The organism is Tenacibaculum haliotis, assembly GCF_025215075.1.
In the GTDB taxonomy this organism is placed as follows: Bacteria; Bacteroidota; Bacteroidia; order Flavobacteriales; family Flavobacteriaceae; genus Polaribacter; species Polaribacter haliotis_B.
Map to the genome: position 1 here is coordinate 171,231 of NZ_JAOBTH010000024.1, position 23,830 is coordinate 195,060.

26 protein-coding genes are annotated in these 23,830 nt (G+C 31.6%); 6 read left to right on the top strand and 20 right to left on the bottom strand.

What is annotated here, in order from left to right:
• Window positions 1-8: 8 nt before the first annotated feature.
• The 8 genes from N2251_RS05075 to N2251_RS05110 form a co-directional block, all read right to left on the bottom strand.
• Window positions 9-770, bottom strand: coding sequence for a tetratricopeptide repeat protein (locus N2251_RS05075; protein WP_260585633.1), 762 nt, complete (start codon window positions 768-770; stop codon window positions 9-11).
• Window positions 770-2,533: a BatD family protein gene (locus N2251_RS05080; RefSeq protein ID WP_260585634.1), complete on the bottom strand. Its 1,764-nt coding sequence runs from the start codon at window positions 2,531-2,533 to the stop codon at window positions 770-772. The genes N2251_RS05075 and N2251_RS05080 overlap by 1 nt, the downstream gene beginning before the upstream one ends.
• A 48-nt stretch (window positions 2,534-2,581) precedes the next feature.
• Window positions 2,582-3,391: a tetratricopeptide repeat protein gene (locus N2251_RS05085; protein ID WP_260585635.1), complete on the bottom strand. Its 810-nt coding sequence runs from the start codon at window positions 3,389-3,391 to the stop codon at window positions 2,582-2,584.
• Between the two features lie 15 nt (window positions 3,392-3,406).
• On the bottom strand, window positions 3,407-4,447 hold the full coding sequence (locus tag N2251_RS05090) for a vWA domain-containing protein (RefSeq protein ID WP_260585636.1): 1,041 nt from the start codon (window positions 4,445-4,447) through the stop codon (window positions 3,407-3,409).
• Between the two features lie 3 nt (window positions 4,448-4,450).
• A complete protein-coding gene (locus tag N2251_RS05095) occupies window positions 4,451-5,458 on the bottom strand; it encodes a vWA domain-containing protein (protein WP_260585637.1) in 1,008 nt (335 codons plus the stop codon).
• Window positions 5,445-6,362 carry a hypothetical protein gene (locus N2251_RS05100; RefSeq protein ID WP_260585638.1) on the bottom strand — a complete coding sequence of 306 codons (918 nt, stop codon included), beginning with the start codon at window positions 6,360-6,362 and terminating at the stop codon, window positions 5,445-5,447. The genes N2251_RS05095 and N2251_RS05100 overlap by 14 nt, the downstream gene beginning before the upstream one ends.
• Window positions 6,363-6,378: 16 nt before the next feature.
• On the bottom strand, window positions 6,379-7,242 hold the full coding sequence (locus tag N2251_RS05105; protein ID WP_260585639.1) for a DUF58 domain-containing protein: 864 nt from the start codon (window positions 7,240-7,242) through the stop codon (window positions 6,379-6,381).
• Window positions 7,243-7,318: 76 nt separating this feature from the next.
• Window positions 7,319-8,308 carry an AAA family ATPase gene (locus tag N2251_RS05110; RefSeq protein WP_260585640.1) on the bottom strand — a complete coding sequence of 330 codons (990 nt, stop codon included), beginning with the start codon at window positions 8,306-8,308 and terminating at the stop codon, window positions 7,319-7,321.
• A gap of 196 nt (window positions 8,309-8,504) precedes the next feature.
• Here N2251_RS05110 and N2251_RS05115 point away from each other — a divergent pair, with 196 nt between their 5' ends.
• Entirely contained in the window at window positions 8,505-11,171 is a 2,667-nt protein-coding gene (locus N2251_RS05115) for a TonB-dependent receptor (protein WP_260585641.1), read from the top strand.
• Between the two features lie 48 nt (window positions 11,172-11,219).
• On the opposite strand, the gene N2251_RS05120 is transcribed toward N2251_RS05115, so the two are convergent.
• Window positions 11,220-11,987 (bottom strand): UDP-2,3-diacylglucosamine diphosphatase, encoded by a 768-nt coding sequence (locus N2251_RS05120; RefSeq protein ID WP_260585642.1) that lies wholly within the window; start codon window positions 11,985-11,987, stop codon window positions 11,220-11,222.
• A gap of 63 nt (window positions 11,988-12,050) precedes the next feature.
• Between N2251_RS05120 and N2251_RS05125 the strand changes: the two genes are divergently transcribed.
• A complete protein-coding gene (locus N2251_RS05125) occupies window positions 12,051-12,503 on the top strand; it encodes a nucleoside deaminase (RefSeq protein WP_260585643.1) in 453 nt (150 codons plus the stop codon).
• Between the two features lie 251 nt (window positions 12,504-12,754).
• On the opposite strand, the gene N2251_RS05130 is transcribed toward N2251_RS05125, so the two are convergent.
• Genes N2251_RS05130 through N2251_RS05140 form a run of 3 tightly spaced genes read right to left on the bottom strand, consistent with a single transcriptional unit; the run spans window position 12,755 to window position 14,412 of the window.
• A complete protein-coding gene (locus N2251_RS05130; protein ID WP_260585644.1) occupies window positions 12,755-13,234 on the bottom strand; it encodes a methylated-DNA--[protein]-cysteine S-methyltransferase in 480 nt (159 codons plus the stop codon).
• Window positions 13,235-13,242: 8 nt separating this feature from the next.
• A complete protein-coding gene (locus tag N2251_RS05135) occupies window positions 13,243-13,641 on the bottom strand; it encodes an NUDIX hydrolase (RefSeq protein ID WP_260585645.1) in 399 nt (132 codons plus the stop codon).
• A gap of 6 nt (window positions 13,642-13,647) precedes the next feature.
• Complete coding sequence (locus tag N2251_RS05140) at window positions 13,648-14,412, bottom strand: TatD family hydrolase (RefSeq protein WP_260585646.1); 765 nt, start codon at window positions 14,410-14,412, stop codon at window positions 13,648-13,650.
• A gap of 36 nt (window positions 14,413-14,448) precedes the next feature.
• Between N2251_RS05140 and N2251_RS05145 the strand changes: the two genes are divergently transcribed.
• Both N2251_RS05145 and N2251_RS05150 read left to right on the top strand, forming a co-directional pair.
• The gene (locus tag N2251_RS05145; RefSeq protein WP_260585647.1) at window positions 14,449-14,931 is read left to right on the top strand and encodes a retropepsin-like aspartic protease; all 483 of its coding nucleotides are present in this window, start codon (window positions 14,449-14,451) and stop codon (window positions 14,929-14,931) included.
• Window positions 14,932-15,145: 214 nt separating this feature from the next.
• Window positions 15,146-15,361 carry a hypothetical protein gene (locus tag N2251_RS05150; RefSeq protein WP_260585648.1) on the top strand — a complete coding sequence of 72 codons (216 nt, stop codon included), beginning with the start codon at window positions 15,146-15,148 and terminating at the stop codon, window positions 15,359-15,361.
• 36 nt (window positions 15,362-15,397) lie between these two features.
• Here N2251_RS05150 and N2251_RS05155 read toward each other — a convergent pair whose 3' ends face one another.
• The 3 genes from N2251_RS05155 to N2251_RS05165 form a co-directional block, all read right to left on the bottom strand.
• Window positions 15,398-16,246 (bottom strand): hypothetical protein, encoded by an 849-nt coding sequence (locus tag N2251_RS05155; protein WP_260585649.1) that lies wholly within the window; start codon window positions 16,244-16,246, stop codon window positions 15,398-15,400.
• Between the two features lie 127 nt (window positions 16,247-16,373).
• On the bottom strand, window positions 16,374-17,561 hold the full coding sequence (locus N2251_RS05160) for a pyridoxal phosphate-dependent aminotransferase (RefSeq protein ID WP_260585650.1): 1,188 nt from the start codon (window positions 17,559-17,561) through the stop codon (window positions 16,374-16,376).
• Between the two features lie 22 nt (window positions 17,562-17,583).
• Window positions 17,584-18,675, bottom strand: a complete 1,092-nt coding sequence (locus N2251_RS05165) for a fatty acid desaturase family protein (protein WP_260585651.1) — start codon at window positions 18,673-18,675, stop codon at window positions 17,584-17,586.
• A gap of 146 nt (window positions 18,676-18,821) precedes the next feature.
• Between N2251_RS05165 and rsmG the strand changes: the two genes are divergently transcribed.
• Window positions 18,822-19,451 (top strand): 16S rRNA (guanine(527)-N(7))-methyltransferase RsmG, encoded by a 630-nt coding sequence (gene rsmG / locus N2251_RS05170; RefSeq protein WP_260585652.1) that lies wholly within the window; start codon window positions 18,822-18,824, stop codon window positions 19,449-19,451.
• Here the strand turns inward: rsmG and N2251_RS05175 are convergent, their stop codons facing one another.
• The 5 genes from N2251_RS05175 to chrA form a co-directional block, all read right to left on the bottom strand.
• Window positions 19,452-20,054 carry an arsenate-mycothiol transferase ArsC gene (locus N2251_RS05175; protein WP_260585653.1) on the bottom strand — a complete coding sequence of 201 codons (603 nt, stop codon included), beginning with the start codon at window positions 20,052-20,054 and terminating at the stop codon, window positions 19,452-19,454.
• 18 nt (window positions 20,055-20,072) lie between these two features.
• On the bottom strand, window positions 20,073-20,540 hold the full coding sequence (locus N2251_RS05180; protein ID WP_260585654.1) for a DUF6428 family protein: 468 nt from the start codon (window positions 20,538-20,540) through the stop codon (window positions 20,073-20,075).
• Between the two features lie 48 nt (window positions 20,541-20,588).
• Window positions 20,589-20,918, bottom strand: a complete 330-nt coding sequence (locus tag N2251_RS05185) for an ArsR/SmtB family transcription factor (protein ID WP_260585655.1) — start codon at window positions 20,916-20,918, stop codon at window positions 20,589-20,591.
• Between the two features lie 101 nt (window positions 20,919-21,019).
• Window positions 21,020-22,258, bottom strand: coding sequence for a DEAD/DEAH box helicase (locus N2251_RS05190; RefSeq protein ID WP_260585656.1), 1,239 nt, complete (start codon window positions 22,256-22,258; stop codon window positions 21,020-21,022).
• A gap of 68 nt (window positions 22,259-22,326) precedes the next feature.
• Complete coding sequence (chrA, locus tag N2251_RS05195) at window positions 22,327-23,448, bottom strand: chromate efflux transporter (RefSeq protein ID WP_260585657.1); 1,122 nt, start codon at window positions 23,446-23,448, stop codon at window positions 22,327-22,329.
• Window positions 23,449-23,634: 186 nt separating this feature from the next.
• Between chrA and N2251_RS05200 the strand changes: the two genes are divergently transcribed.
• Window positions 23,635-23,830 (top strand): transposase (locus N2251_RS05200; RefSeq protein WP_512701089.1); only part of this gene is annotated, 196 nt, incomplete at its 3' end.

The window sequence follows — 23,830 nt, forward strand, 5'->3', positions numbered from 1 at the left end:
AATTAAAATTAAAACTTGTTTAACGATTTTAAATTTTCAGAAAGCATCCATCCTGTTTTTCCATCAGCTAATTTAATTTTATTCCATTTATCAACCGTATCTATTATTTTTACTTTTGTTCCTTCGTGTAGCGTAAATATTTCGCTAGCGTCTTTTGTTGGTTCATTTGTTATTTCAACTTCTTCAGAAAAAATAATAGCTTCTACTGTATTTTTTGATTGGTTGTATTGTGAATAGGTTATAACCAAACCAACAATCAATAGTAAAAAAGAAAAGTTACTAGTTATAAAAAAGAGTCTTTTTTTACTTGGCGTAAACGAAAAATAAAATAATAAAAATAAAGCAGTGGCTAAAAAAGAAAGTATAACAACAAGTGTAGCCCAAGTGTTGTAAGTGAATTTTTGCAAGAAATTTTCATTTATTTTTTGAAAGATAGATTGAGGTAATTCTTCAATTCTATCTAAAGTTAATCGTTTTGCGATGATTAAATTATTAAGAGCATCTTCATTTAAAGCATTTAATTGTAGTGCCTTTTCGTAGTTGTAAATTGCGGGAGCTACTTTATTTAATTTATAATATGCGTTCCCTAAATTATAATACAATTCAGACGAAACGTTTTTTGTGGTTTCTATAGCTTCATAATTTTTAATTGCTTCTAGGTATTTTCCGTCTTTATATAAAGCGTTGGCGTTTACAAATAATTCGTCAGCAGTTTGTGCTAACATAATAGTTGTGGTAAAAAACAATAGTAGTGCAATAACTTGTTTCATTATAATTGTTTGTCTAGTTGTGTTATTACTTGTTTTGCTTTTTCATATTCTTCTTTCATCTGTAAGTCGGTAATTGGCGTATATCGAGCAAAATCACAATCATTTAAAACTTCAATAAAGTTTTTTGTAGCGGTGTTGTTAACTTTTTTTTCGTGTAATAAATCAGTGATTTTATCGCTACTTATATCTAACGTTTCTATTCCTAACTTAGCTTTTAAATAGTTATGTAAAGCTCTTTCTAAAGCTTCATAAAAAGCTTCTTTATTTCCTAGCTCTTTTTCAGCTTCCGATAAATATTTTTTAGCTAAACGATCTGCCTTACGTTGTTTGTTTCCTACAACATCTCCATCACGTTCTTCTTTTTTCTTGTTGATAAAAATAGCAACAGGAATTAAAATTATAGGCAACAGCAATAAAATGTAAAATAATATAGATTTAAAAAAATCTGATTTCTCTATTGATTCAAAACTACTTGAAGTTTGGATGTACTTAAAATCGGTTCCAGTAATTTTTACATCTTGTTTGGTCGTAGAATTTGATTGCGTATTTGTAGGCAATTCTTTTCCTTCTAAAACAACAACATATAAATCATTAGTTGTAATAGTTTGGTATACTTTTTCTTTCGGATTAAAGTATGAAAAACTTGTTTTCGGAATTTTATATTTTCCTTTAAATTCAGGTACTACGGTATAAGTATCGGCAACCGAACCTCTTAATCCGCTTGCGGTAACACTTACTTTTTCTTTTCTTTCTGGTTGATAAATCTCTAGTTCTTTAGGTGTTTCTACCTTCGGAAGTTCAAATAATTTTAAATTTCCTTTACCATTAACTGTTACTTTTATTTGTGAAGATTCATTAGCCTTTAATGTTTGTTTACTTAAAGAAACATCAAAAGAAAATTCACCAACTGCACCAGTAAAATTCTCAGGTTTATTATCAAGAGGTAAAGCTTTTGCTCGAACTACTTTTTTGGCAGAAGAAAACTCTTTTCGAACTTGTTTTGTGATTACATTTCCGAAAAAATCGGCACGCCCAGTAGGCACGGCAACAACAATATCCATCTTCATAGGGTCTATTGTTAGTTTTCCGTCTTTTGTTGGTACTAAAAGTGCTTTATGTAATATGGCATAACGGTAACGTTCACCATTATACATTCCTGTTTTTACAGGGCTTCCGTTTCTTTTTATCTCTTGATTCCAAAAACCATTGTATTGTGGAGCTTCTGTAATTGCGTTATCGTAAATACCTACATTGTCACTAAAATATAAGCGATATTCAACATAAATACTCTCACCAACATAGGGTTGCGATTTAGATAATTCTGCAACTAAATGAATATTTTGATCTGCAATATAATTTGGATCGTTAGGATTTTTAGGAACATCAACAGCAGCTATAACAATAATTTTTATAGGGTTTGATTTTACTGTTTTCCCATCAATTTCTATTGATGCAGCAGGAATATTGTATTCTCCTTTTTGCTTTGGCTGAATAATATAAGTATACGATTGGCTAAAGGTTGCTTTACCGTTTATCCATGATTGACTTACCGATTGACTTGGGCCACCTACAACTTTAAAGTTTTTAAAGTTTGGAGCTTTAAAATTATCAGCGCCTTGTTTGTTAATCGAAAATTCGATTCGCAAACGTTGATTAACGCCTAACTTATTTTTACTAACAGTTGCTTTTAATGCAGCTTCTTGTGCACTAATAGTTAGTGTTATAAAACAGATTAATAATGATGTGTATAATTTAAACTTCATATTCATTTTCAAAAGCATAAAATAACTAAGATTTTAAAAATCGGAAATTTACCAATCTTTTTCTTGTTTTACTTTTCTTCCTTTCGATTTTTTAACATTCATTTTCTTTTGCGTCTTCTTCTCTTCATTATTTAAGCTCTCTAGCAGTTGCTTCATTTGCTCAGGAGACATTTTTCCTTGTTGAGGTTTGGGCTTTTGCTTTTCGTCTTTCTTGTCATCCTTGTTAGGCTTGTTCTGGTCTTTTGGATCCTTCTTGTCCTTGTCGTCGCCCTTTTTGTCTTCCTTTTTATCCTTCTGCTTGTCTTTGTCGTCCTTATCTTTCTTGTCCTTCTGATCCTTTTTGTCTTTCTTGTCCTTATCTTTTTTATCTTTATTCTTATCTTTTTTGTCTTGTTGTTGCTGTTTCTTTAAATCTTTTTGAGCAGCAGCTAAATTATAACGGGTTTCATCATCATTCGGATTTCTTCTTAATGCATTTTTATATGCATCTACAGCCTGTTGATATTGTTTTTGCTCCATTTGTGCATTTCCAATATTGTGATATGCCTCGGCTTTTGCAAATTTATCTTTTGATGTTTTTGCGGTTACTTCAAATTGCGCAACAGCTTCCTTATATTTTTTTTCTTGATATAAGGTATTTCCAAAATTATAGCTTGCCTTGTCGTACGTACTGTTTTTTCCTAGCGCTTTTCGGTAAGAAATGGCAGCATCACTAAATTTTTGTTTGTTGTACAGTTTATTTCCTTCACGTAACAAATTTCTTGCCTCACGTTGCAGTTTTAACGTGTCTTTTTGTGCCGTTACATTTATAGTAATCAGCATTAAAAACACGAATAGTATATTTTGTAATTGTTTCATTTTATAAAATAAAATCTATGACTTTTCTTCGTTAAATAAATCTGCTTTTTTAACCCATTTCGTTTTCTTCTCGAAAAAGAATAAATCAATAATTAAAAATAGCAATCCGATTCCTAAAAACCATTGAAACTGATCTTTGTAATCAGAAAATTGTTTTGTTTCAAATTCGCTTTTTTGGGCATTGGTAATAATATTTTCAATAATTTTAACAGGATTGTCTGTTTTATTACCGTCAATATATTTTCCTTCGGATGATTCAGCAATATCTTGTAAAACAGTTGTTGTTCTTTTGGTAATTACGGTTGCTCCTTTTCTGTCTTTTTTGTAACCAATAAGCGCACCATTTAATTTTATAGGAATAGGACCTCCTTTTTCGGTACCAACACCAATAGTATATACTTTTACGCCTTCGTTAGAAATATTCTGAGCAACTTGTTTTGTTTCCTCTTGATGATCTTCACCATCAGAAATGATAATTAAAAAACGATTGGTTTGCTCGTCGTTATCATAATAAGTTTTAGCTAAGTTTAAGGCTTCGTTAATAGCTGTTCCTTGGCTCGAAACCATATCTGGATTTGCATTTTGTAAAAACATTTTAGCCGCCGCATGATCAGTGGTAATTGGTAATAATGGATATGCGTTACCTGCGTAAATTATAATTCCGACTCTGTCACTTCCTAATTTATCAATAATTTTAGAAATAATTTGCTTTGATTTTTCTAATCTATTTGGCGCAATATCTTCTGCCAACATACTTTTAGAAACATCTAAAGCAAAAACCACATCAACACCTTCACGTTTTACTGTTTTTAACTTGGTTCCCATTTTAGGGTTCACCAATGAAACGATTAAAAAAGAGAGTCCGATTAAAAGGAAAATCAATTTTAAAATCGATTTAAAAGTAGATGAATTTGGTGCGATTTTAGCGAATGTTTTTGCACTTGCGAATTTTTTCTGAGTGCGTTTTTTCCACCATAAAACCAACAAAAAAACAACAATTATTATTGGAATAATTGCAAACAGATAAAAATATATTGGTTCTTCTATACGATACATTGTTTATATAAAACTTTTAAATAAGGTGTTTTTTAATGTGAATTCTAGCAATAAAAAGATACCGGCTAAAAATACCAATAATCGATATTTTTCAGTATAATTATAGTACTTAAATTCTTCTATTTTTGTTTTTTCAAGCTTGTCTATTTCATCATAAATAGCTTTTAACTTCGTGTTATCTGTGGCTCTAAAATATTTACCAGCCGTTTCATTAGCAATATGTTTTAGCAAGGCTTCATCTATTTCAACTTGTTGTTTTCTAAAAGAAATTTTACCTGTTCGAGGATCTTTTGCCCAAGGAAAATCAGCCATTCCATTAGTTCCAATCCCGATAGTATATACCTTAATATCGTTTCCTTTTGCTAGTTCGGTGGCTGTTTTCGGATCTACAAAACCTGCGTTGTTTACACCATCTGTTAAAAGAATAATAACTTTACTTTTAGCTTTGCTTTCCTTTAATCTGTTTACTGCAGATCCTAATCCCATACCAATAGCAGTTCCACCTTCTAATTGCCCCCATTTAATTTCAGAAATGGTTCTTTTAATGATAGATTTGTCGCTCGTAATTGGTGTTTGAGTAAAACTTTCACCTGCATAAACTACAATACCGATACGGTCATTTGGTCGACGATTTACAAAATCGGCCGCCACTTTTTTAAGTGCTTCTAGTCGATTTGGTTTTAAATCTTTAGCCAACATACTTGCAGATACGTCAATTGCCATAACAATATCAATACCTCTGTTTGTTTTTGTTTTTTTACTTACTGCTACATTTCTAGGTCTGGCTAAAGCAATAACCAAACATGTTAAAGCAGCTAGTCGTAATAGGTATAATAAAGGTTTTAATTTCGGTAAAATTGAACCTTGTACTTTAAAACCTTTAACGCTTGATATTGTTAATTGAGCGCTATCTTTTTTTCTAGAATAGTAATTCCATAAAGCTAATAACGGAATTAATATCAGCAACCATAAAAATTCGGGATTATGAAATTCAAAATTATTCCACTTCATCTTCTATTGGTTCTTTTTTAGGTTTCAAATTATCTAATACACTTTTAGCATCCTTACGATCGCTTTCAATTTGATGTGCCATCGGTTTCGACTTCGCAAATTTTACTAAATCAGATTCTTGTAATAATTTTCGTAACTTATAAATCGTTTCTTTATCTGTTTCAATCGATTTCATTTCATTTAAATCGTCTAAAATTGCAACTAATTCATCCGTAGTAATTTCTAGTGCAGGTATGTTTAATTCCCTTTCTATATAACCTCTAACAATTTCGGTTAACTCACTATAATATTTCTTAATTTTATTGTTTTGCCACAATAATTTTTTATCTAACTCTTGCAGTTTTTCAATCGCCTCTTCATAAGGCGGTAATAACGGAACAATAATTTCTTCTTTGGCTTCTTTTTTCTTTTTGATAACAAAGAAATAAAGTAATAACCCTATTACAATAAGGATAGCAAATGCCCACCAGAAATAATTTTTAAAATCATCAAATTGATATGCTTCTCCTTTAATTCCTTTAATAGGGAATTTTTTAATTTTAGTAGTGTCAATAGCTACGGTTGCTACATTAATTAACAAGCTATCTGTTAAATACGGTTGGTTTTTAATGAAAACCTGTTGCTGCGGAATGTAAAATGCACCACTATCAAAACCTGTTAAAATATATTTTTGAATTAATTTATTTTTAACAGTATCTATTTTTAATGTATCAATTATCTCTAATCCTTTTAAATTTTCTAATTTAGGAAGGATAACGTTTTCAGTTTCAGCTACCGAAATTTTGTATTGAAATTGCTCTCCAATTCTAATATTGGTGGTATCAATTTCAACTTTTATTTTGTCAGATTGTGAAAATCCAACGCCATAAATAAGTAAGAATATGTAAAGTAATTTAGTTTTCATTTAATGTAGGTAGTTTTTATTTTCGTTTAAAATAACCTAATAATTTTGTTACATAACTTTCATCTACACGAGTGTTTATAGTTCCTGAACCACTTTTCTTAAAAGTAGTTTCGAAGTAATCAGTCAATCTTAAAGAATTTGCTTTGTATTGATTTCTTACGGATGACGAGCTTGTGTTTACTAAATGTGTAGTTCCTGTTTCAGCATCAACCATCGGTACCATTCCTAAATTCGGAATTTCCTCATCATGTTTGTCATACACTCTAATACCAGTAACATCGTGTTTGTTACCAACTAGTTTTAGTGTGCGCTCATAATTATCATCCATAAAATCAGAAAGTAAAAAAACAATCGCTTTCTTTTTCATAATGTTTGATAAGAATTTTAAAGCCTCACTAATATCTGTTTGCTTGCTTTTAGGTTTAAATTCGATCAATTCTCGAATAATACGCAACACATGACTTTTCCCTTTTTTAGGAGGGATATAAAGTTCTACTTGATCAGAAAATAAAATCAATCCAACCTTGTCGTTGTTTTGTGTGGCTGAAAAAGCTAGTGTTGCAGCAATCTCGGTAACGGTATCTTTTTTAAATTGATTAGAAGTACCAAAAGATTCAGAGCCAGAAATATCTACCACTAACATCATGGTAAGCTCACGTTCTTCTTCAAAAACTTTTATATAAGGTTCGTTATAACGCGCAGTTACATTCCAATCAATCGCTCTAATATCATCTCCGTATTGATATTGGCGCACTTCAGAAAAAGTCATACCACGACCTTTAAAGGTTGAGTGGTATTCTCCTCCAAAAATATGATTAGACAAACGACGTGTCTTAATTTCTATTTTACGAACTTTTTTTAGTAACTCTTTTGTATCCATTTCTTTTCAATTGTCAGTTAACAGGTTTCATAATCAGCAATATTTTTAATACTGATTGTTGTTTCTTGATAATTGATTATGGTACTTGTACTTCGTTAATTATTGAATTTATAATATCTAAAGAAGTAATGTTTTCAGCTTCAGCTTCGTACGTAATTCCAATTCTGTGGCGTAAAACATCGTTTACAATTGCACGAACATCTTCAGGTATTACATAACCTCTTCTTTTAATAAAAGCGTAACATTTTGCTGCTTTTGCTAAATTGATACTTCCACGAGGCGAAGCACCGAAACTAATTAAAGGTTGTAGTTTTTCTAGATTATAGCGTTCAGGATAACGAGTAGCAAATACGATGTCTAGAATATATTTTTCTATTTTCTCATCCATATACACTTCGTTTACAACTTCACGAGCTTTTATAATCTGGTCTACAGAAATAACCGGATTTACTTTTTCAAAAGCACCACTTAAGTTGGCACGCATAATTGTTTGTTCATCTTCTAACTTCGGATAATCAATCACTGTTTTTAACATAAAACGGTCAACCTGAGCTTCAGGAAGCGGATACGTTCCTTCTTGTTCAACAGGATTTTGAGTTGCCATTACTAAAAAAGGTTCTTGTAACTTAAAAGTTTCATCGCCAATAGTAATCTGGCGCTCTTGCATTGCTTCTAATAAAGCAGATTGAACTTTAGCAGGCGCACGGTTAATTTCATCAGCTAATACAAAATTAGCGAAGATTGGGCCTTTTTTAATCATGAAATCGTTTTCTTTCATGTTGTAAATCATGGTTCCAACAATATCGGCAGGTAATAAATCTGGGGTAAACTGCACACGACTAAAACTACCTTGTACTGCTTTAGATAAGGTGTTAATGGCAAGGGTTTTTGCTAAGCCAGGTACACCTTCTAGTAAAATGTGTCCGTTACCAAGAAGCCCTATAAGTAATCGTTCAATCATATATTTCTGACCAACGATAACTTTACTCATTTCGTTTGTTAATAAATCAACAAAAGCGCTTTCTCTTTCGATCTTTTCATTGATAGCTCTTACATCTACATCCATAGTAATTGAAATATGTTTTATTTTTCGTGAAACAAAGCTACAATAATAAGAAAATAACCGTTGTTAAAGTATGGTTAAAGCTGAAAAAATAAAACTTACATTTATTATATATACTTATTTAGTGTTATAATTTTAAGTATTTACTTGTTATGTGTTGTATATATTAGTATTTTTAACAAAAATTAACTATTTTAATATGGATATAAAAATCAACAAAAAAAACAAAGTAAAGCAAAGATTAAAGCTTTTTACATGTGTTTTATTAATGACTTTTACCTCTGCTTTAATTGGGCAAACAATTAAAGGTAAAGTAATAGATGAAAGTGGTGAACCCCTTCCTTTTGTGAATGTTTTGAAAAAAAATACCGTAAGAGGTGTTAGTACAGATGAAAATGGAGAGTTTTCTTTAGATGTAAAAGAATTACCAGTTACTTTGGTGTTTTCTTCTGTAGGGTTTACATCAATGGAGCAAATAGTTTTTGAAAATTACTATGTAAACGTTGTTTTAAAAGAAGGAAATGTTTTAAACGAGATTGTATTAACAGGTAACCGTTCGAAGCCTAGAACTATTTTAGATTCGGCAGTACCTATTGATAATGTAAGTTTAAAAGAGTTAGAAGCTACTGGTCAAACAGACATTGCTCAAATGTTAACGTATGCAATACCTTCTTACAACTCAAGTACTCAGGCAATTTCTGATGGTACCGCTCACTTTGATCCAGCAGATTTAAGAGGATTAGGGCCAAGTAGAACATTGGTTTTAGTAAACGGTAAACGTAAAAATCAAAGTGCTTTAGTATATGTAAACGACACTCCTGGTAAAGGAGAAGTTGGTGTAGATATGAAAAGTATTCCTACAGCTGCAATCGAAAGAATTGAAGTTTTACGTGATGGAGCATCTGCACAATACGGTTCTGATGCCGTTGCAGGAGTTATCAATATTATTTTAAAGAAAGACATCGATTTCACGAAAGTTAATGTTAGTGCTGGGGTAACAAAAGAAGGCGATGGTTTTAATGCAGCAGCAGATGTAAACCACACGTTTACATTTGGTGATGGTGGTTTTGTAAACGCTACACTTGGATTGAGTTATCAAGAAAAAACAAATAGACCTAACTCTGTTACGAAAGATGTTTTGTTTGGAGGGGTTATAGATAACCAATGGACACAAGACAATCCTGGTTTAGGAATGCAAATTGGATTGCCAGAAATGAAAAAAGGGGATTTATTTGTAAATGCTGAATTTCCTTTAAATGAAAACACAAAGGTGTATGCTTTTGGAGGGTTTAATATTAGGCAAGGTACCAGTTTTGCACTTTATAGAACACCATATTTTCCTGGCATACCTACTGATCCGGCTGACAACCCTTTTAACGATGGTAATGGAGATTATCAAGGTTTTCAACCAACTTTTGAAACTGATATTAAAGATTTCTTGTTTACAGGAGGAACTAAGTTTAAGTTAGGTGAATTTGATGCGGATTTAAGTGCTACTTATGGGAAAAATTCTGTAGGGTATACGGTAGGAGATACGTTTAACACTGCTTTAGGATTGGCTAGCCCAACATCTTTTGATGTAGGAGCGTATGCTTTTAGTAATATCATAGGGAATTTTGATGTAAGTCGTTCTTTTGGGGACGTAAGTATTGGTCTTGGTTTTGAAGGTCGTCAGGAGCAATTTGATGTAACGGCAGGACAATCTGAATCTTATGAAGGTTTAGTACCTGGAGATGGAGGACATGCTCAGTCTTTTCCAGGATTACAACCGGGTAATGCTTTAAGTGAAACTAGAACCAATATAGGTGGATATGCTACTTTAGATTGGGATGTTTCTGAAAAATTCTTAATTGCTGGGGCTGTTCGTCATGAAAATTATTCTGATTTTGGAGGAAATACTTCTTGGAAAGTAAGTTCGAGATATAAATTAGGTGAAGCAGGGGTGTTACGAGCTTCATATGGTACAGGATTTAGAGCACCTTCTTTACATCAAGTATATTTAAGTAACGTGCAAACATTGCTTACTGCGGGTGTAATATCAAATCAAGGAACATTTAATAATGTAAGTCCAGTAATTAAAGATTTAGGAGTGGCTTCATTGTTTGCTGAAACTTCTAAAAGTTTCTCTGGAGGTTTAACTGTAAAGGCATCTAATAATTTTACAATTTCATTAGATTATTATAATATTAAAATTACTGACAGAGTTGTATTTTCTGGAGAAATTACAGGAACAGATGATAACGGAAATGCAAATGCTGATGTGCAACAAATTTTAGATGACAATAGTGTAACAAGTATTAAGTTTTTTATAAATGCTGCAGATACTGAAACAGAAGGTATAGATTATACAATGCGTTATAAAAATATTGATTTTGCTTCAGGTAAATTAGGACTAAACGTAGCTTTAAATCTTAATAGCACAAAATTACAAGGTGAGGTAAAAACACCAACGAAATTGTCGGGTTATAAGAATGCTATTTTTAATAGAAAAGAACAGGCAAGAATTATTAGCGCTAGACCAAGTACTAAGTTCTTGTTTGGAGCAGATTATAAAATTAATAAGTTTACAGCGAATTTAAATAACACTTATTTTGGTGAAGTAACATGGCAACATGCAACAGATCCAGCAAATGATCAAACTTTTAGTGGAAAAGTAATTACTGATTTATCTTTTGGGTATGAATTTTCAGAGGTAATTTCTTTCACAGCACAGGTGAATAACTTATTTGATATTTATCCAGATGTGTTAGATCCTAAAGGTGATCTTTCTACGAATTTAGGAGGGCGTTTTAAATATCCTTGGGAAGTAAATCAATTTGGATTTAGTGGAACAACATTTAAAGCAGGATTTGCATTTAAATTCTAAAAAACAACAATTATCTATAAATAAAAAGCACCTGAAAAGGTGCTTTTTTTATGACTTATATTTTTTTAAAGATAATTTTTCACCTTCAAAAACTCCATAGGTAAAATATTGTACCCAATCGCCAGTGTTTATATATTCACTGTTTTCTTGCAGTTTAATTTCTAAAGGAAGATGACGGTGGCCAAAAATAAAATAATCATAATGTTTGGTTTCTAATTTGCGCTTGCAATATTGAACCAGCCATTCTTTGTCCTCTCCTAAAAATTTAAAATCTTCATCGCCAGAAATCATTTTGTTTTTAACGGACATGTATTGCCCTAATCGTACTCCTAAATCAGGATGTAACCAACGAAATAACCATTTAAAAGGTTTAAAAGTAAATACTTTTTTCATACGTTTATAACCTTTGTCTTCTGGGCCTAAACCATCACCGTGCCCAATTAAAAGTGTTTTTCCGTTTATAGAAAACTCTTGTGGACTATGAAATACAGGGATATTTAATTCCTTCTCAAAATAATCAGCCATCCATAAATCGTGATTTCCTACGAAGAAATAAATCGGAATTCCGCTATCTTTAATTTCGGCTAATTTTCCTAAAACACGTACAAACCCTTTTGGAACGACGGTTTTATATTCAAACCAAAAATCAAATAAATCACCTAATAAAAAAATAGCTTCAGCATCTTCTTTAACTTCATTTAACCAGCGAACAAACTTCTGCTCTCTAGGAAAGCTAGCTTCGGCAGTTGGTGCGCCTAAATGTTGATCAGAAGCGAAATACACTTTTTTATTTTTGGTGGTGTTGATAGAAATCAAAATTGTAATTTTTGGTAAAAATAACTAATTTGAGCTACTTTTGTAGAAAACACTACCAATACCATGGAAATAAATCCGTTTGATGATACTTATTTTATGAAAAAAGCGCTGCAAGAAGCTGAAACAGCTTTTGATAAAGGAGAAGTTCCTGTAGGTGCAGTGGTGGTTTTTAAAGATCAAATAATAGCAAGGGCTCATAACTTAACAGAAATGTTAAATGATGTAACAGCGCACGCCGAAATGCAAGCTTTTACTGCAGCTTCTGATTTTTTAGGCGGAAAATATTTAAAAGATTGTGTACTATATGTTACGTTAGAACCTTGCCAGATGTGTGCAGGGGCAAGTTATTGGACACAAATAGGAAAAATAGTATACGGAGCCAGCGAGCCAAAATTAGGTTTTAGTGTATTGCAAACAAAACTACATCCGAAAACGAAAGTGGTAACAGGTGTTTTAGAAGAGGAGTGTGGTTTTTTACTGAAGAAATTTTTTATTGAAAAACGTAATTTGAATTAATCAGAACTCGAATCCATCAACCTGAATTTAGTTCAGGTTCGAATCTTCATTATGCAATATTTTTTACAGTATGCGATGCCGAACTAAATTAAATGCATCATGTTGATGTTTATTACTGTTGTGGATTTAAGGAAAATACTGAAATTACAAGGTGGTTTTTGTTTTTAGCCCCGATTGTAGCATTTGTTTGAGCTCCTCGCAGAGAGCGAGTGCGAAAAGCGGGAAATAGCTTCGAATAATTATGTTGAGTTTTAAAATAAGACTTGTTGTTTACAACCGCTTTCATGTTCTAATAACCATTTTTTGCGCCATATTCCGCCAGCATATCCTGTTAAAGAACCATCTGAGCCAATTACTCGGTGACAGGGAATGATTATCCAAATAGGGTTTTTTCCGTTGGCAGATGCTACTGCTCTAATTGCTTTTGGGTCACCAATTTGTTTGGTTTGCTTTAAATAAGTGCTGCTTTTATTAAAAGGAATGTTTAATAATTCATTCCAAACCTTTTGTTGAAACTCTGTGCCTTGCGGATTTAGTTTTAAATCGAATATTTTTCTGTTTCCGTTAAAATATTCGTTCAACTGTGTAACACAGTCTTGCAAACAAAGTGGAATTTTTGCGGAAGTTTCAATCGCATCATTTATAACAGAAATAGTTTGAATACCGTTGGCATCACCTACAATTTTTGCAGTACCAATAGGCGTTTTGTAATATGTAATTTCTGTTTTCAAAATACTAATTAAGTTAACTCTCCTTTTTCTTTTAAATTCTTGAATATCTTTTTGTCGACTTCCGAAATGATGCCTAAATCGTTGGAATTTAACCATTTTATTTCTGCTATTTCACTAGTTGGTTCTGGTATTCCTAAATATTCAGCTTTATAACAAGTCATTTTTACAAGAATTCCTGTTTTGTCGCCATCAGATTGTGCTATAAAAGTACCAAAATACATAATTGTATTGGGTGTAATAGCTACATTTAATTCTTCTTTAATTTCTCTAATTAGGGTTTCCTGATCGGTTTCCTGACTTTCTCTTTTTCCTCCGGGAATATAAAACTTCTTTTTTCCCTTAGATCTTGTGCTTAATATTTTTCCGTTTACAATTTTAATTAAAGCGATTTTGTCAATCTCTTTCATGCTTTTTTACACTTTAAAAATGTCTTTTGAATTTTGAGTGGTAATTTCAGCAATTTCATTGAAAGTTAACCCGTAAATATCTACTAATTTATCTACCACATTAGCTACATAAGCACTTTCATTTCTTTTCCCTCGGTAGGGAGTTGGCGCTAAATACGGTGAATCGGTTTCTAAAACAATATGTTTGATATCAATTTCGTTTAAGAATTTATCTATTTTACCGTTTTTAAATGTGGCAACTCCTCCAATTCCTAATTTCATGTTGTAAGAAATAGCTTTTTGTGCTTGTTCTAAAGTTCCTGTAAAACAATGAAAAATTCCGAATAAATCAGTCCCTTTTTCACTTTCTAATACCTCAAAAATCTCATCAAAAGCATCACGACAATGAATTACAATAGGTAATTTTTTTTCTTTTGCCCATTGAATTTGAGTCCTGAAAACTTCTTGTTGTTGGGGTAAAAATGTTTTATCCCAATATAAATCGATTCCTATTTCGCCAATCGCATAAAAATTACGCTTGTCAATCCACTCTCTTACATGTGCGAGTTCTTCTTTGTAATTTTCTTTAACAGAGGTAGGATGTAAACCCATCATTAAAAACACATCGCTTGGGTAGTTTTTTTCTAAATCGAACATGCGTTCTGTGTACGAACTATCAATTGCAGGAATAAAAAAACGAGAAACACCCGCTTCTTTTGCGCGTTGCATCATTTCGTTTCTGTCTTCGTCAAACTGTTCTGAATATAAATGTGTATGAGTATCGGTAATCATTTATTGCTGTATATTTACGTTACAAAAGTACAAGAAATGGCAGGTCTGAAAAAAATATTAAAGAAAAAGAAATATATTAAAATTAAACTTAAAAAAATAGTCACCAATCATTTAGAGCTAAAGGCAGAAATAAATGGTGTAAAGGGTACGTTTATTTTAGATACTGGTGCTTCGAATTCGTGTGTAGCACTAGATTTAATTACACATTTTAAGTTAATATCAGAAGAGAGTGAAGTGAAAGCGGCTGGAGCTGGCGCAACTGATATGGAAACTAGGAAGTCGGATAACAATTCATTAAAAATCGGAAAATGGAAAACGAATCAATGTAATTTAGTATTGTTTGATTTAACACATGTAAATACAGCTTTAACACTACACAATGCCGAAAAAGTAACAGGAATTATTGGTGCAGATATTTTAGAAAGTGGCAAAGCTTTTATTGATTATGATAAGAAAGTGTTATATCTAAAAAAGTTAAAGAAAAAGAAGCGTAAACATTCATTTAAAGTGCCATTTTAGAGTGTGTATTTTAGTTAAAGTTTGTTAAATTTAACTAGTAGTTATTGAGGTTTATTGATAGTGTTTGTTGATTGGTGTAAGCCGTAAATATTGAGTTTTATAAAAGAGTCACTTCGTTTTATTATCGATTAATTAAGTGCTATTTAAAAATTGTGGTGTAACATTTTATTTTGATAGCCGTCGAATTAGTGTAGTCAATTAAAAATCAACAACCATGAAATCAACTGTAAATAATTTAGTCGTAGAAAGAGGAATTTTAACATCAGCATATAAACAAGAGATTCGAGAGAATATTAACTCGATGAAAATTGAATCTTTATTTAGAGTTAAAAATAAATTAAGAAGAAGTAGTGCTAACTTGTATAGTGAAACAGCTACAATTTTGAAGGTTTCAGTTTTTGGATTAGCTGTTGTAATGATGGTTTTTTAAATAGTAGTATTGTGTGTTTTGTAGTGGCACTACTCATTAAAAAGATGAACTTATTAGGTTTAGGTAGTTTATTGCTTCTAAGATGATAAGGCCAAAATTAATAAAGGTTACATAATAAGATATAGTTTCTAATTTGTATTGTTCATTTTTCTTAGTTGATATTTTTTTAGATATAAAGAATAAAATGAAAAGAAAGAAACCTCCAATCATTGGTATATAATAGATAATGGTTTCTCCTTCTCCAAAAAATTGCGAAAACGTAAGTGAATTACCAAATAAATAAATAATTACCCAATTAATACTAAAGAATAAAACCTGTAGTATTAAACTGCTTATCAATGGAGCTATCCAATCTGGATTCTCTTTTTCTACATTATTATTGGTAAGAAATAGGATGATATAAAATGGGCAAAAAGAATGTATTAGTAGTCTAATCCAAAAATTAATTTTTAATTCAGGAAGTTGTAGTGTTAGAAGTTTTTGATAAGATAATACATCAAAAAAACTAAATACAGTTAGTGTAAGGATAGATAATGCAAGTAATGGAAAAAATATAAAACCCATAATATTGCCTTCCATTCCTTTTAAATAAACACGCAGAGTAAACCCTGTTATTAACCAGGTAACTGCTGATATTAATAAGTTTTTAGGAACAAAAACGCCCCAAATATTAAAATCAATATATAAACTACAAAGATAAGTTAAGCTAAGTATAACAATAAGATAAATGGAATAGAAGTATAAATAAGGTACTAGTTTAAGTTTTGTAACATTTGTTGCTTCTTTAGTAAAAAAATACGAGTTTTTTTTAAATGAAAAAGCTATAAAGATTAAAAAAGAAAAAGGGTTAAAAAGTATATTAATAATAGCAAGTAATATGTTCATTATAAGTATTTCTTTAAATAACAGCTTTGTAAAAATATCTTAAAAGAAATAAATAAGGGTAGTAATTTTAAAATTACTACCCTTATTTATTATAAAAATCTATTTAGATTGTTTGAATTCTAAAAGATTAACTCAATATTTCTTTAATTCTTTTTACAGCTTCGCGTAATTGTAATTCTGATGCTGCGTACGACATACGAATACAGTTTGGCGCGCCAAAAGCTTCTCCTGTAACGGTAGCTACATTAGCTTCTTCTAATAGCAACATAGAAAAATCACTTGCATTTTTAATTTCAGTTCCTTTAACTGTTTTTCCGAAGAAAGCAGAAATATCAGGAAAAACATAAAAAGCACCTTCTGGTACGTTTAGCTTAAATCCGTCAATTTCACCTAATAAACCTAAAATCATATCTCTACGAGTTTTAAATTCATCAACCATATATTGTACTTTAACAGGTTCTGCTAAAACAGCCGTAATTGCAGCACGTTGTGCAATACAGTTGGTTCCTGATGTAATTTGACCTTGCATTTTTGTACAGGCCTTAGCAATCCACTCAGGAGCTCCGATAAAACCAATTCTCCATCCTGTCATAGCAAAGGCTTTTGCCAATCCGTTTACGGTAATAGTACGATCGAACATGTTTTCGATAGCAGCAAAACTAAATGGTTTTGTTCCGTAGTTAATGTGTTCGTAAATTTCATCAGATAATATATATATCTGCGGATGATTTTCTAATACTTTTGCTAACGCTCTGTATTCTGCCTCACTGTAAATAGTTCCGCTTGGATTATTTGGTGAGTTAAAGAAAATCATTTTTGTTTTAGGTGTAATCGCTGCTTCTAATTGTGCTGGAGTAATTTTAAAATCGCTATCGATAGAAGAAGGGATTTCAACAAATTTAGCTTCACATAAAGTTGCAATTGCTGAATAACTTACCCAATACGGAGCTGGTAATAAAACTTCGTCACCCGGATTTAATAATACCTGTGCAATATTTGCGATAGATTGTTTTGCACCTGTTGATACCACAATCTGATTCGGAGCGTATGTTAAATCATTATCACGTTTAAATTTTACGCAAATAGCTTCTTTTAATTCCACATATCCATCAACTGGAGTGTATGAATTATAATCTTGATTAATTGCTTCAATAGCGGCATTTTTAATAAAATCAGGCGTGTTAAAATCAGGTTCTCCTAAACTTAAACTAATAATATCTTTACCTGCTGCCTTTAACTCTCTTGCTTTAGCAGCCATTGCTAAAGTTTGTGAGATTGGTAAACTGTTAATTCTGTTTGATAATGCGTTTGACATTGTGTTGTTAGTTGTGTGTTGTTTATGCTAGTTGAGGTTCTTTACCTAAAGAACTTAGTTGTTTAAAGTGTTCGATAAGGGCTTTTGACATCGTTTTATACTCGTTGTATGGTAAGTTAAACTCCTGTGCAGTTTCCTTTACAATTTTTGCTAATTTGTTATAGTGAACATGAGAAATGTGAGGAAAAATATGATGTTCTACCTGATGATTTAATCCGCCAGTATAAAAGTTAACTAACCAATTTTTAGGAGCAAAGTTAGAGGTTGTATACAACTGATGCACTGCCCAAGTATGCTCTAAATTCCCTTCTTTATCAGGTAAAGGCATTTTTGTATTTGGTACTACGTGCGCTAATTGAAAAACAACACTTAAAATCATACCCGCTGTATAATGCATAATAAAGAATCCTAGTAAAACTTTCCACCAAGCAATATTTACAACCAATAAAGGCAATACAATCCACAACGAATAATAAACTACTTTAGATATTACTAATTTTGTCCATTCTACTTTAGGATTCGGAAATTTACCGTACGATAACTTACGTTTTAAATAACTACTCATTTGTTTAAAATCGGTAGTTATAGCCCAGTTAATAGTTAATAATCCATATAAAAATATAGAATAAAACTTTTGAAACTTGTGTATTGGTAACCATGTAGAATGTTTAGAGAAACGGATAATTCTACCCGCATCAATATCTTCATCATGTCCTTTTACATTGGTAAATGTATGGTGTAATACATTGTGTTGTACTTTCCAATTATACACATTACCTGCTAAAATGTAAATACTACTTCCCATTAATTTATTCAACCATTTTTTGCTCGAAAATGATTCGTGGTTAGCATCGTGCATTACATTCATACCCACACCAGCCATACCAATACCTGTAACTACAATAAGTAGCGCCATAAGCCATTGTGGCATTGTAACGGTTAGTATTAAAATAAAAGGAATTAAAAAAGTAGCAAACATGATAATTGCTTTAGAATATAGTTTCCAATTACCTGTACGCTTAATGTTATTTTCTTTGAAATATGAGTTAACGCGTTTATTTAGAGTTCGAAAGAACTTTGCGTTGTCTATCCTTGAGAAGTTTATTGTCTTCATTTATTGTATATTAGGGATCGCAAAAATAAACGTTTTTACTCGATGGTTATTGCTTAGTAGTAACTTTTTAACAAGAAATATATCTTTTGTTAGATAATTAACTATTACGAATTAGTTTTTTACTTTTGCAACGAAAAAAATAATCAATGGAACTTATAAAAAAATACTTTACCGATTTAACTGAAACACAGTTAGAACAGTTCTCTAAACTACAAGAATTGTATGAGGATTGGAACTTAAAAATTAACGTGGTTTCGCGTAAAGATATTGATGAATTGTACTTGCGACATGTATTACATTCATTAGGAATAGCAAAGGTTATGCAGTTTAAACCAGGTTCTAAAGTGATGGATGTTGGTACAGGTGGCGGATTTCCTGGTATTCCATTAGCAATTTTATTTCCTGAAACGCAATTTCATTTAGTAGATTCTATTGGTAAGAAAATAAAAGTAGTAAACGAAGTTGCTGAAGGTTTAGGTTTACAAAACGTTAAAACTACGAATGGTCGTGTTGAAGAAGTAAAAGACACGTATGATTTTATTGTAAGTAGAGCAGTAGCGCAAATGGAAACTTTTGTTGGATGGACAAAAGGAAAAATTGCTAAAAAGCAAAACCACGATTTAAAAAACGGTATTCTGTATTTAAAAGGTGGTGATTTAACTGAAGAGTTAGAGAAGTACACATCTGCAACTACTTATGATTTACCAGACTTCTTTGAAGAAGAATTCTTTGAAACTAAAAAAGTTGTCCATTTAGGAATGAAATTTAAAGCATAATTATTTTATAGCAGAAAAAACATAGTGTATTTCTGCTGCAATTTGTAAACTACGCTCTAAATATTTTTCTTTTTCTTGCGGAGTGTTATCATATATTTTAGGGTCTTCAAAAGTAATTGGGACCCTTTTTTCTGCTCCAGAAATAAACGGACAGCCACCATCTGCTTGCGAACATGTCATGATTGCACAAAACGCTGAAACCGGATTAAAGTCATCATCATATTTCTTAGAAAAACCGATTATAGCAGGCAAGTTATCGCTATATTTAATAGCATAAACAGGGTTTGTGTTTGCTGATAATGATTCAATTTTAAATCCGTTATCTCTTAATGTCGCAACAATTGTACTATTCATATTTGTAGCTTCGGTACCGCCCGAATAACTATTCACAAAAGAAACCGTATAATAATGCGCCATAGTTTGCGCCCAAACTTGTGCTAAATGACTTCGTCTTGAGTTATGGGTGCAAATAAAATTAAGATTTATAGGCTCTTTTTTAGTCGCTTTTTCCTGAATGTATTGTAGTAAAGGATTCAATATTTCTTTTCTTTCTTCGGAAACAAAAGGTAAATCCAATATTGTTTTATTTATAGCTGGATACATTTTTATCAATTTAGTATATTAACAACAACCTGATTCTGGTGAACAAGCATTTTGTGTTTGTATCTCTGCTAACTTCATTTTAGGCTTTTCTTGCGGAATACCACAGTTATCTTTTGCTAAACAATCCGTTTTAGTAGCCGTTAACACGAAATTTGTTCCGTCAAAATCCAATCCATATTTACCAATTGTTGCGCCTTGATATTCTACTTCAATATCTAAATCTGCAATATTTAATACTTTTTCAGACAGCTCAATAATATGTGTTAATTTTTCTGGATGCAATCTATGATCATAATCATCAGCTTCCCATAACTGAAAGTTTGCTACTTCTTCGTTTCTTACAGTTCCGCCACAATCGATAAAGTTTTTAGTTACACGCCCAACTTCTGTTACGTGAAAATGGTTTGGCACTAAATCTCCATTTGGTAATTGAAAAGCAATTGTTTTTAAGGATGCTAAATGTTTTTTAATTTCTGATAATTTCATGTCTTTTTATTTTAATTGTAATATTACGATGGATAATTGTAAATTTTTTTAACAGCAATTATTCGATTCGCTGTCGAGGTTTAAAAAGTTATTTAATAAAGATTTTATGGTTGTCCAATTCTCTTGATCAATACAATAACAAACACTGGTTCCTTCGATGTTACCTTTTATCAATTTTAAATTTTTCAACTCTTTTAAATGCTGAGAAATGGTAGGTTGTGCCAATCCTATTTCATTTACTAAATCTCCACAAACACACGAATTAATTTTAAATAAGTGCTGCAGAATAGCAATACGAGCAGGATGCCCTAACACTTTTGCTATTTTAGCAAGATCGTTTTGCTGTGGTGTAAATTTTTCTGATTTGGTAAGTCCCATTGTTTAATTATTATATTGCAATATTACGATTAATAATTGATTTAAAACAAAATGCTCCGATATTATTTTGTTATCGGAGCATTTTTTATTTTGTAAGTGGATTAATACCAGCGTTTCTTCTTCTTTTTAGAAGCTTCAGATTTACGTCCTTTTTTATTTTTACTGATAGTATTCGGTTGTTTTATGTGTTTTGGTTTTACCAAAAGAAACGGGTGATCTTCAATGATTTTTATAGGTCTCTTTAAAAATTCTTGAATTTCTTTTATGTAGCTAGTCTCGTCTGCACTACAAAACGAAAAAGCAATACCCGATTTTCCTGCTCTACCAGTTCTACCAATTCGGTGAACATACGTTTCAGGTACATTTGGTATATCTACATTAATAACAGCATCAATTTTATGAATATCAATACCACGAGCGGCAACATCCGTAGCAATTAAAATATTAGCTTTATTGTTTTTAAAATCTTCAATAGCTTGGTTACGTAAAATTTGTGTTTTATCTCCGTGAACACTTGTTACTTTGTAGCCGTTTTTTATAAGTGTTTGCTCTAATTTATCAACACCAAATTTGGTACGTCTAAAAATAAGAATACGACCTTGTATTGTATTTCGTAGTAAGTGTAAACATAAATCTACCTTATGTTTTTTAGGAGTGTAGTATAATAGTTGACCAATTTTGTTAACCGTGTTATCAGTAGGAATTACGTTAACTGTCTCTGGCTTGTACAACATTTGCTTTGCCAAGTCGCTTACTTTTTCGGGCATAGTTGCCGAGCATAAAAGCGTTTGTTTTTTACGCGGACATAAGGCTTCAATCTTTTTAACATCTTGAATAAAACCCATGTCTAACATTAAATCAGCTTCATCTAAAACAAAAGTTTTTAATAAGCTTAAATCGATGCTTCCTTGTTCATTAAGATCTATTAAACGACCAGGAGTTGCTACTAAAACATCTACTCCTTTTGCTAAAGTTTCTTTTTGTGCTTTTGTTGATATTCCTCCGTATACAACGCCGGTAAGTATGTTTGTGTGTTTCGCGTAGGTGTTAAAACTCTCTTCAATTTGTATGGCTAATTCTCTGGTAGGACTTACAATTAAAGCTTTAATTTTTTTAGGTCCTCTTTCAGGAACTAATGCTAATTCTTGCACTAAATTATGGATAATAGGCAATGCAAAAGCAGCGGTTTTACCCGATCCTGTTTGCGAACCAACAATTACATCTTTTTTATCTAGCACTAACGGAATCACTTTTTGCTGTACTAACGTAGCTGTGTGATATTTTTCTTCGCTTAATGCTTTTAAAATAGATGGATTAAGATGTAAGTCTGAAAATTGCATTGATTATTTTTTTTGCAAAGATACTCTAAATCAAACAATATAAGTTCTATTAAAGTATTAGCAAAAATCTAAAAATAAGTTAGTACAAAACCAAGTATAGATCCTCCTAAAACGATAAAAGCACTATTCAGTTTTTTAAAACCAAAAACAACAATTAAACTCACAATAGCAATAACAATTGTTCGCCAATCAATTAAAGTATCTTTTGCCATATTTATACAAACAGCTATAATTAAAGCTACGGCTGCAACATTTACCGCATCTAAAATAGCACGGATAACTTTAGAGTTTCTCATTTTAGGAATTAACGGATTCAATACCAACACAAAAACGAATGAAGGTAAGAATATACCTAAAGTTGCTACAATTGCGCCCGTTATTCCGTTTAATTGCCACCCGATAAAAGTAGCGGTAGATAAAACAGGTCCGGGAGTAATTTGTCCCACAGCAACAGCATCAATTAATGCTTGACGAGTTAACCAACCATTTGCCACTAATTCTGAGTCTAAAAAGGCAAATAGTACATAACCACTACCGTATAATATCGCTCCGATTTTTAAGAAAGTTACTAATATTTTTATGTTACTTAAGTTTACAAATTCACTTGCCTGAAAAGCTAATAGCGGAATAAAATTGTGTAAATTGTTTTTGTTTCTTTTGAAGAAATACAATCCTAAACCTAAAAGACCACACCCAAAAAGCGTTATAATTTCATTGACTCCTAATAAACAAACCACTAATGCAATGGCTCCTAAAACAGCCAATTCGGTGTTTTTAATTGCTTTTTTACCAAGCCTGTAGCCTGCCATAATTATAATAGCAATTACTGCCGGTTTTATACCGTAAATAAACGGTTCAACTTTTGGTAACTGTCCATATTCTTGATAGAGCCACGCAAAAACAGAGGTAATAACTACCGCAGGAAAAATAAAACAGAAGCCTGCAACAACTAATCCTTTCCAACCTGCTCTTTCATGACCGCAATGCATGGTCATTTCTGTTGAGTTTGGTCCAGGGATTAAATTAGTGGCGCCTATAAGATCTAAAAAATGTTCTTGGGTCATCCATTTTCTCTTCTTTACCACTTCATCTTCCATCATGGCAATATGAGCTGCAGGACCACCAAAAGCAATACTTCCTAATTTAAAAAAGAGTTTTGCTATTTCTTTTAAATCGTTTTTTTGAGACATCAACCTTTGTTGTTAGTAATAGCGAATTTATTAAAAAGTAGCTAGATTTCTCTTTAAAGCAAAAAAAAACCGAGCTGTGAGGGAGGGCACTGAAAAAGTCCTCAAGACTAAATTAAAAGGAGTAGAAAGTAAAAACTTTTTACTCCTTTTTTCGTATCTTAAAAAAGTAAAATAATGCTTTTATAGATGCTGGTTCAACAACAAGAAATTCAATTTAGTCAATACAGTTCTTTGTATGATTTAATTGTTCCTAAAGATAATTTATTAAGAAAAATTAATGATTTAATAGACTTTTCTTTCATCTATGAAGAGTTGGTAACCAAGTATAGCCTGAATAATGGCCGCACAGCAGAATGTCCCATTCGAATGTTTAAATACTTGT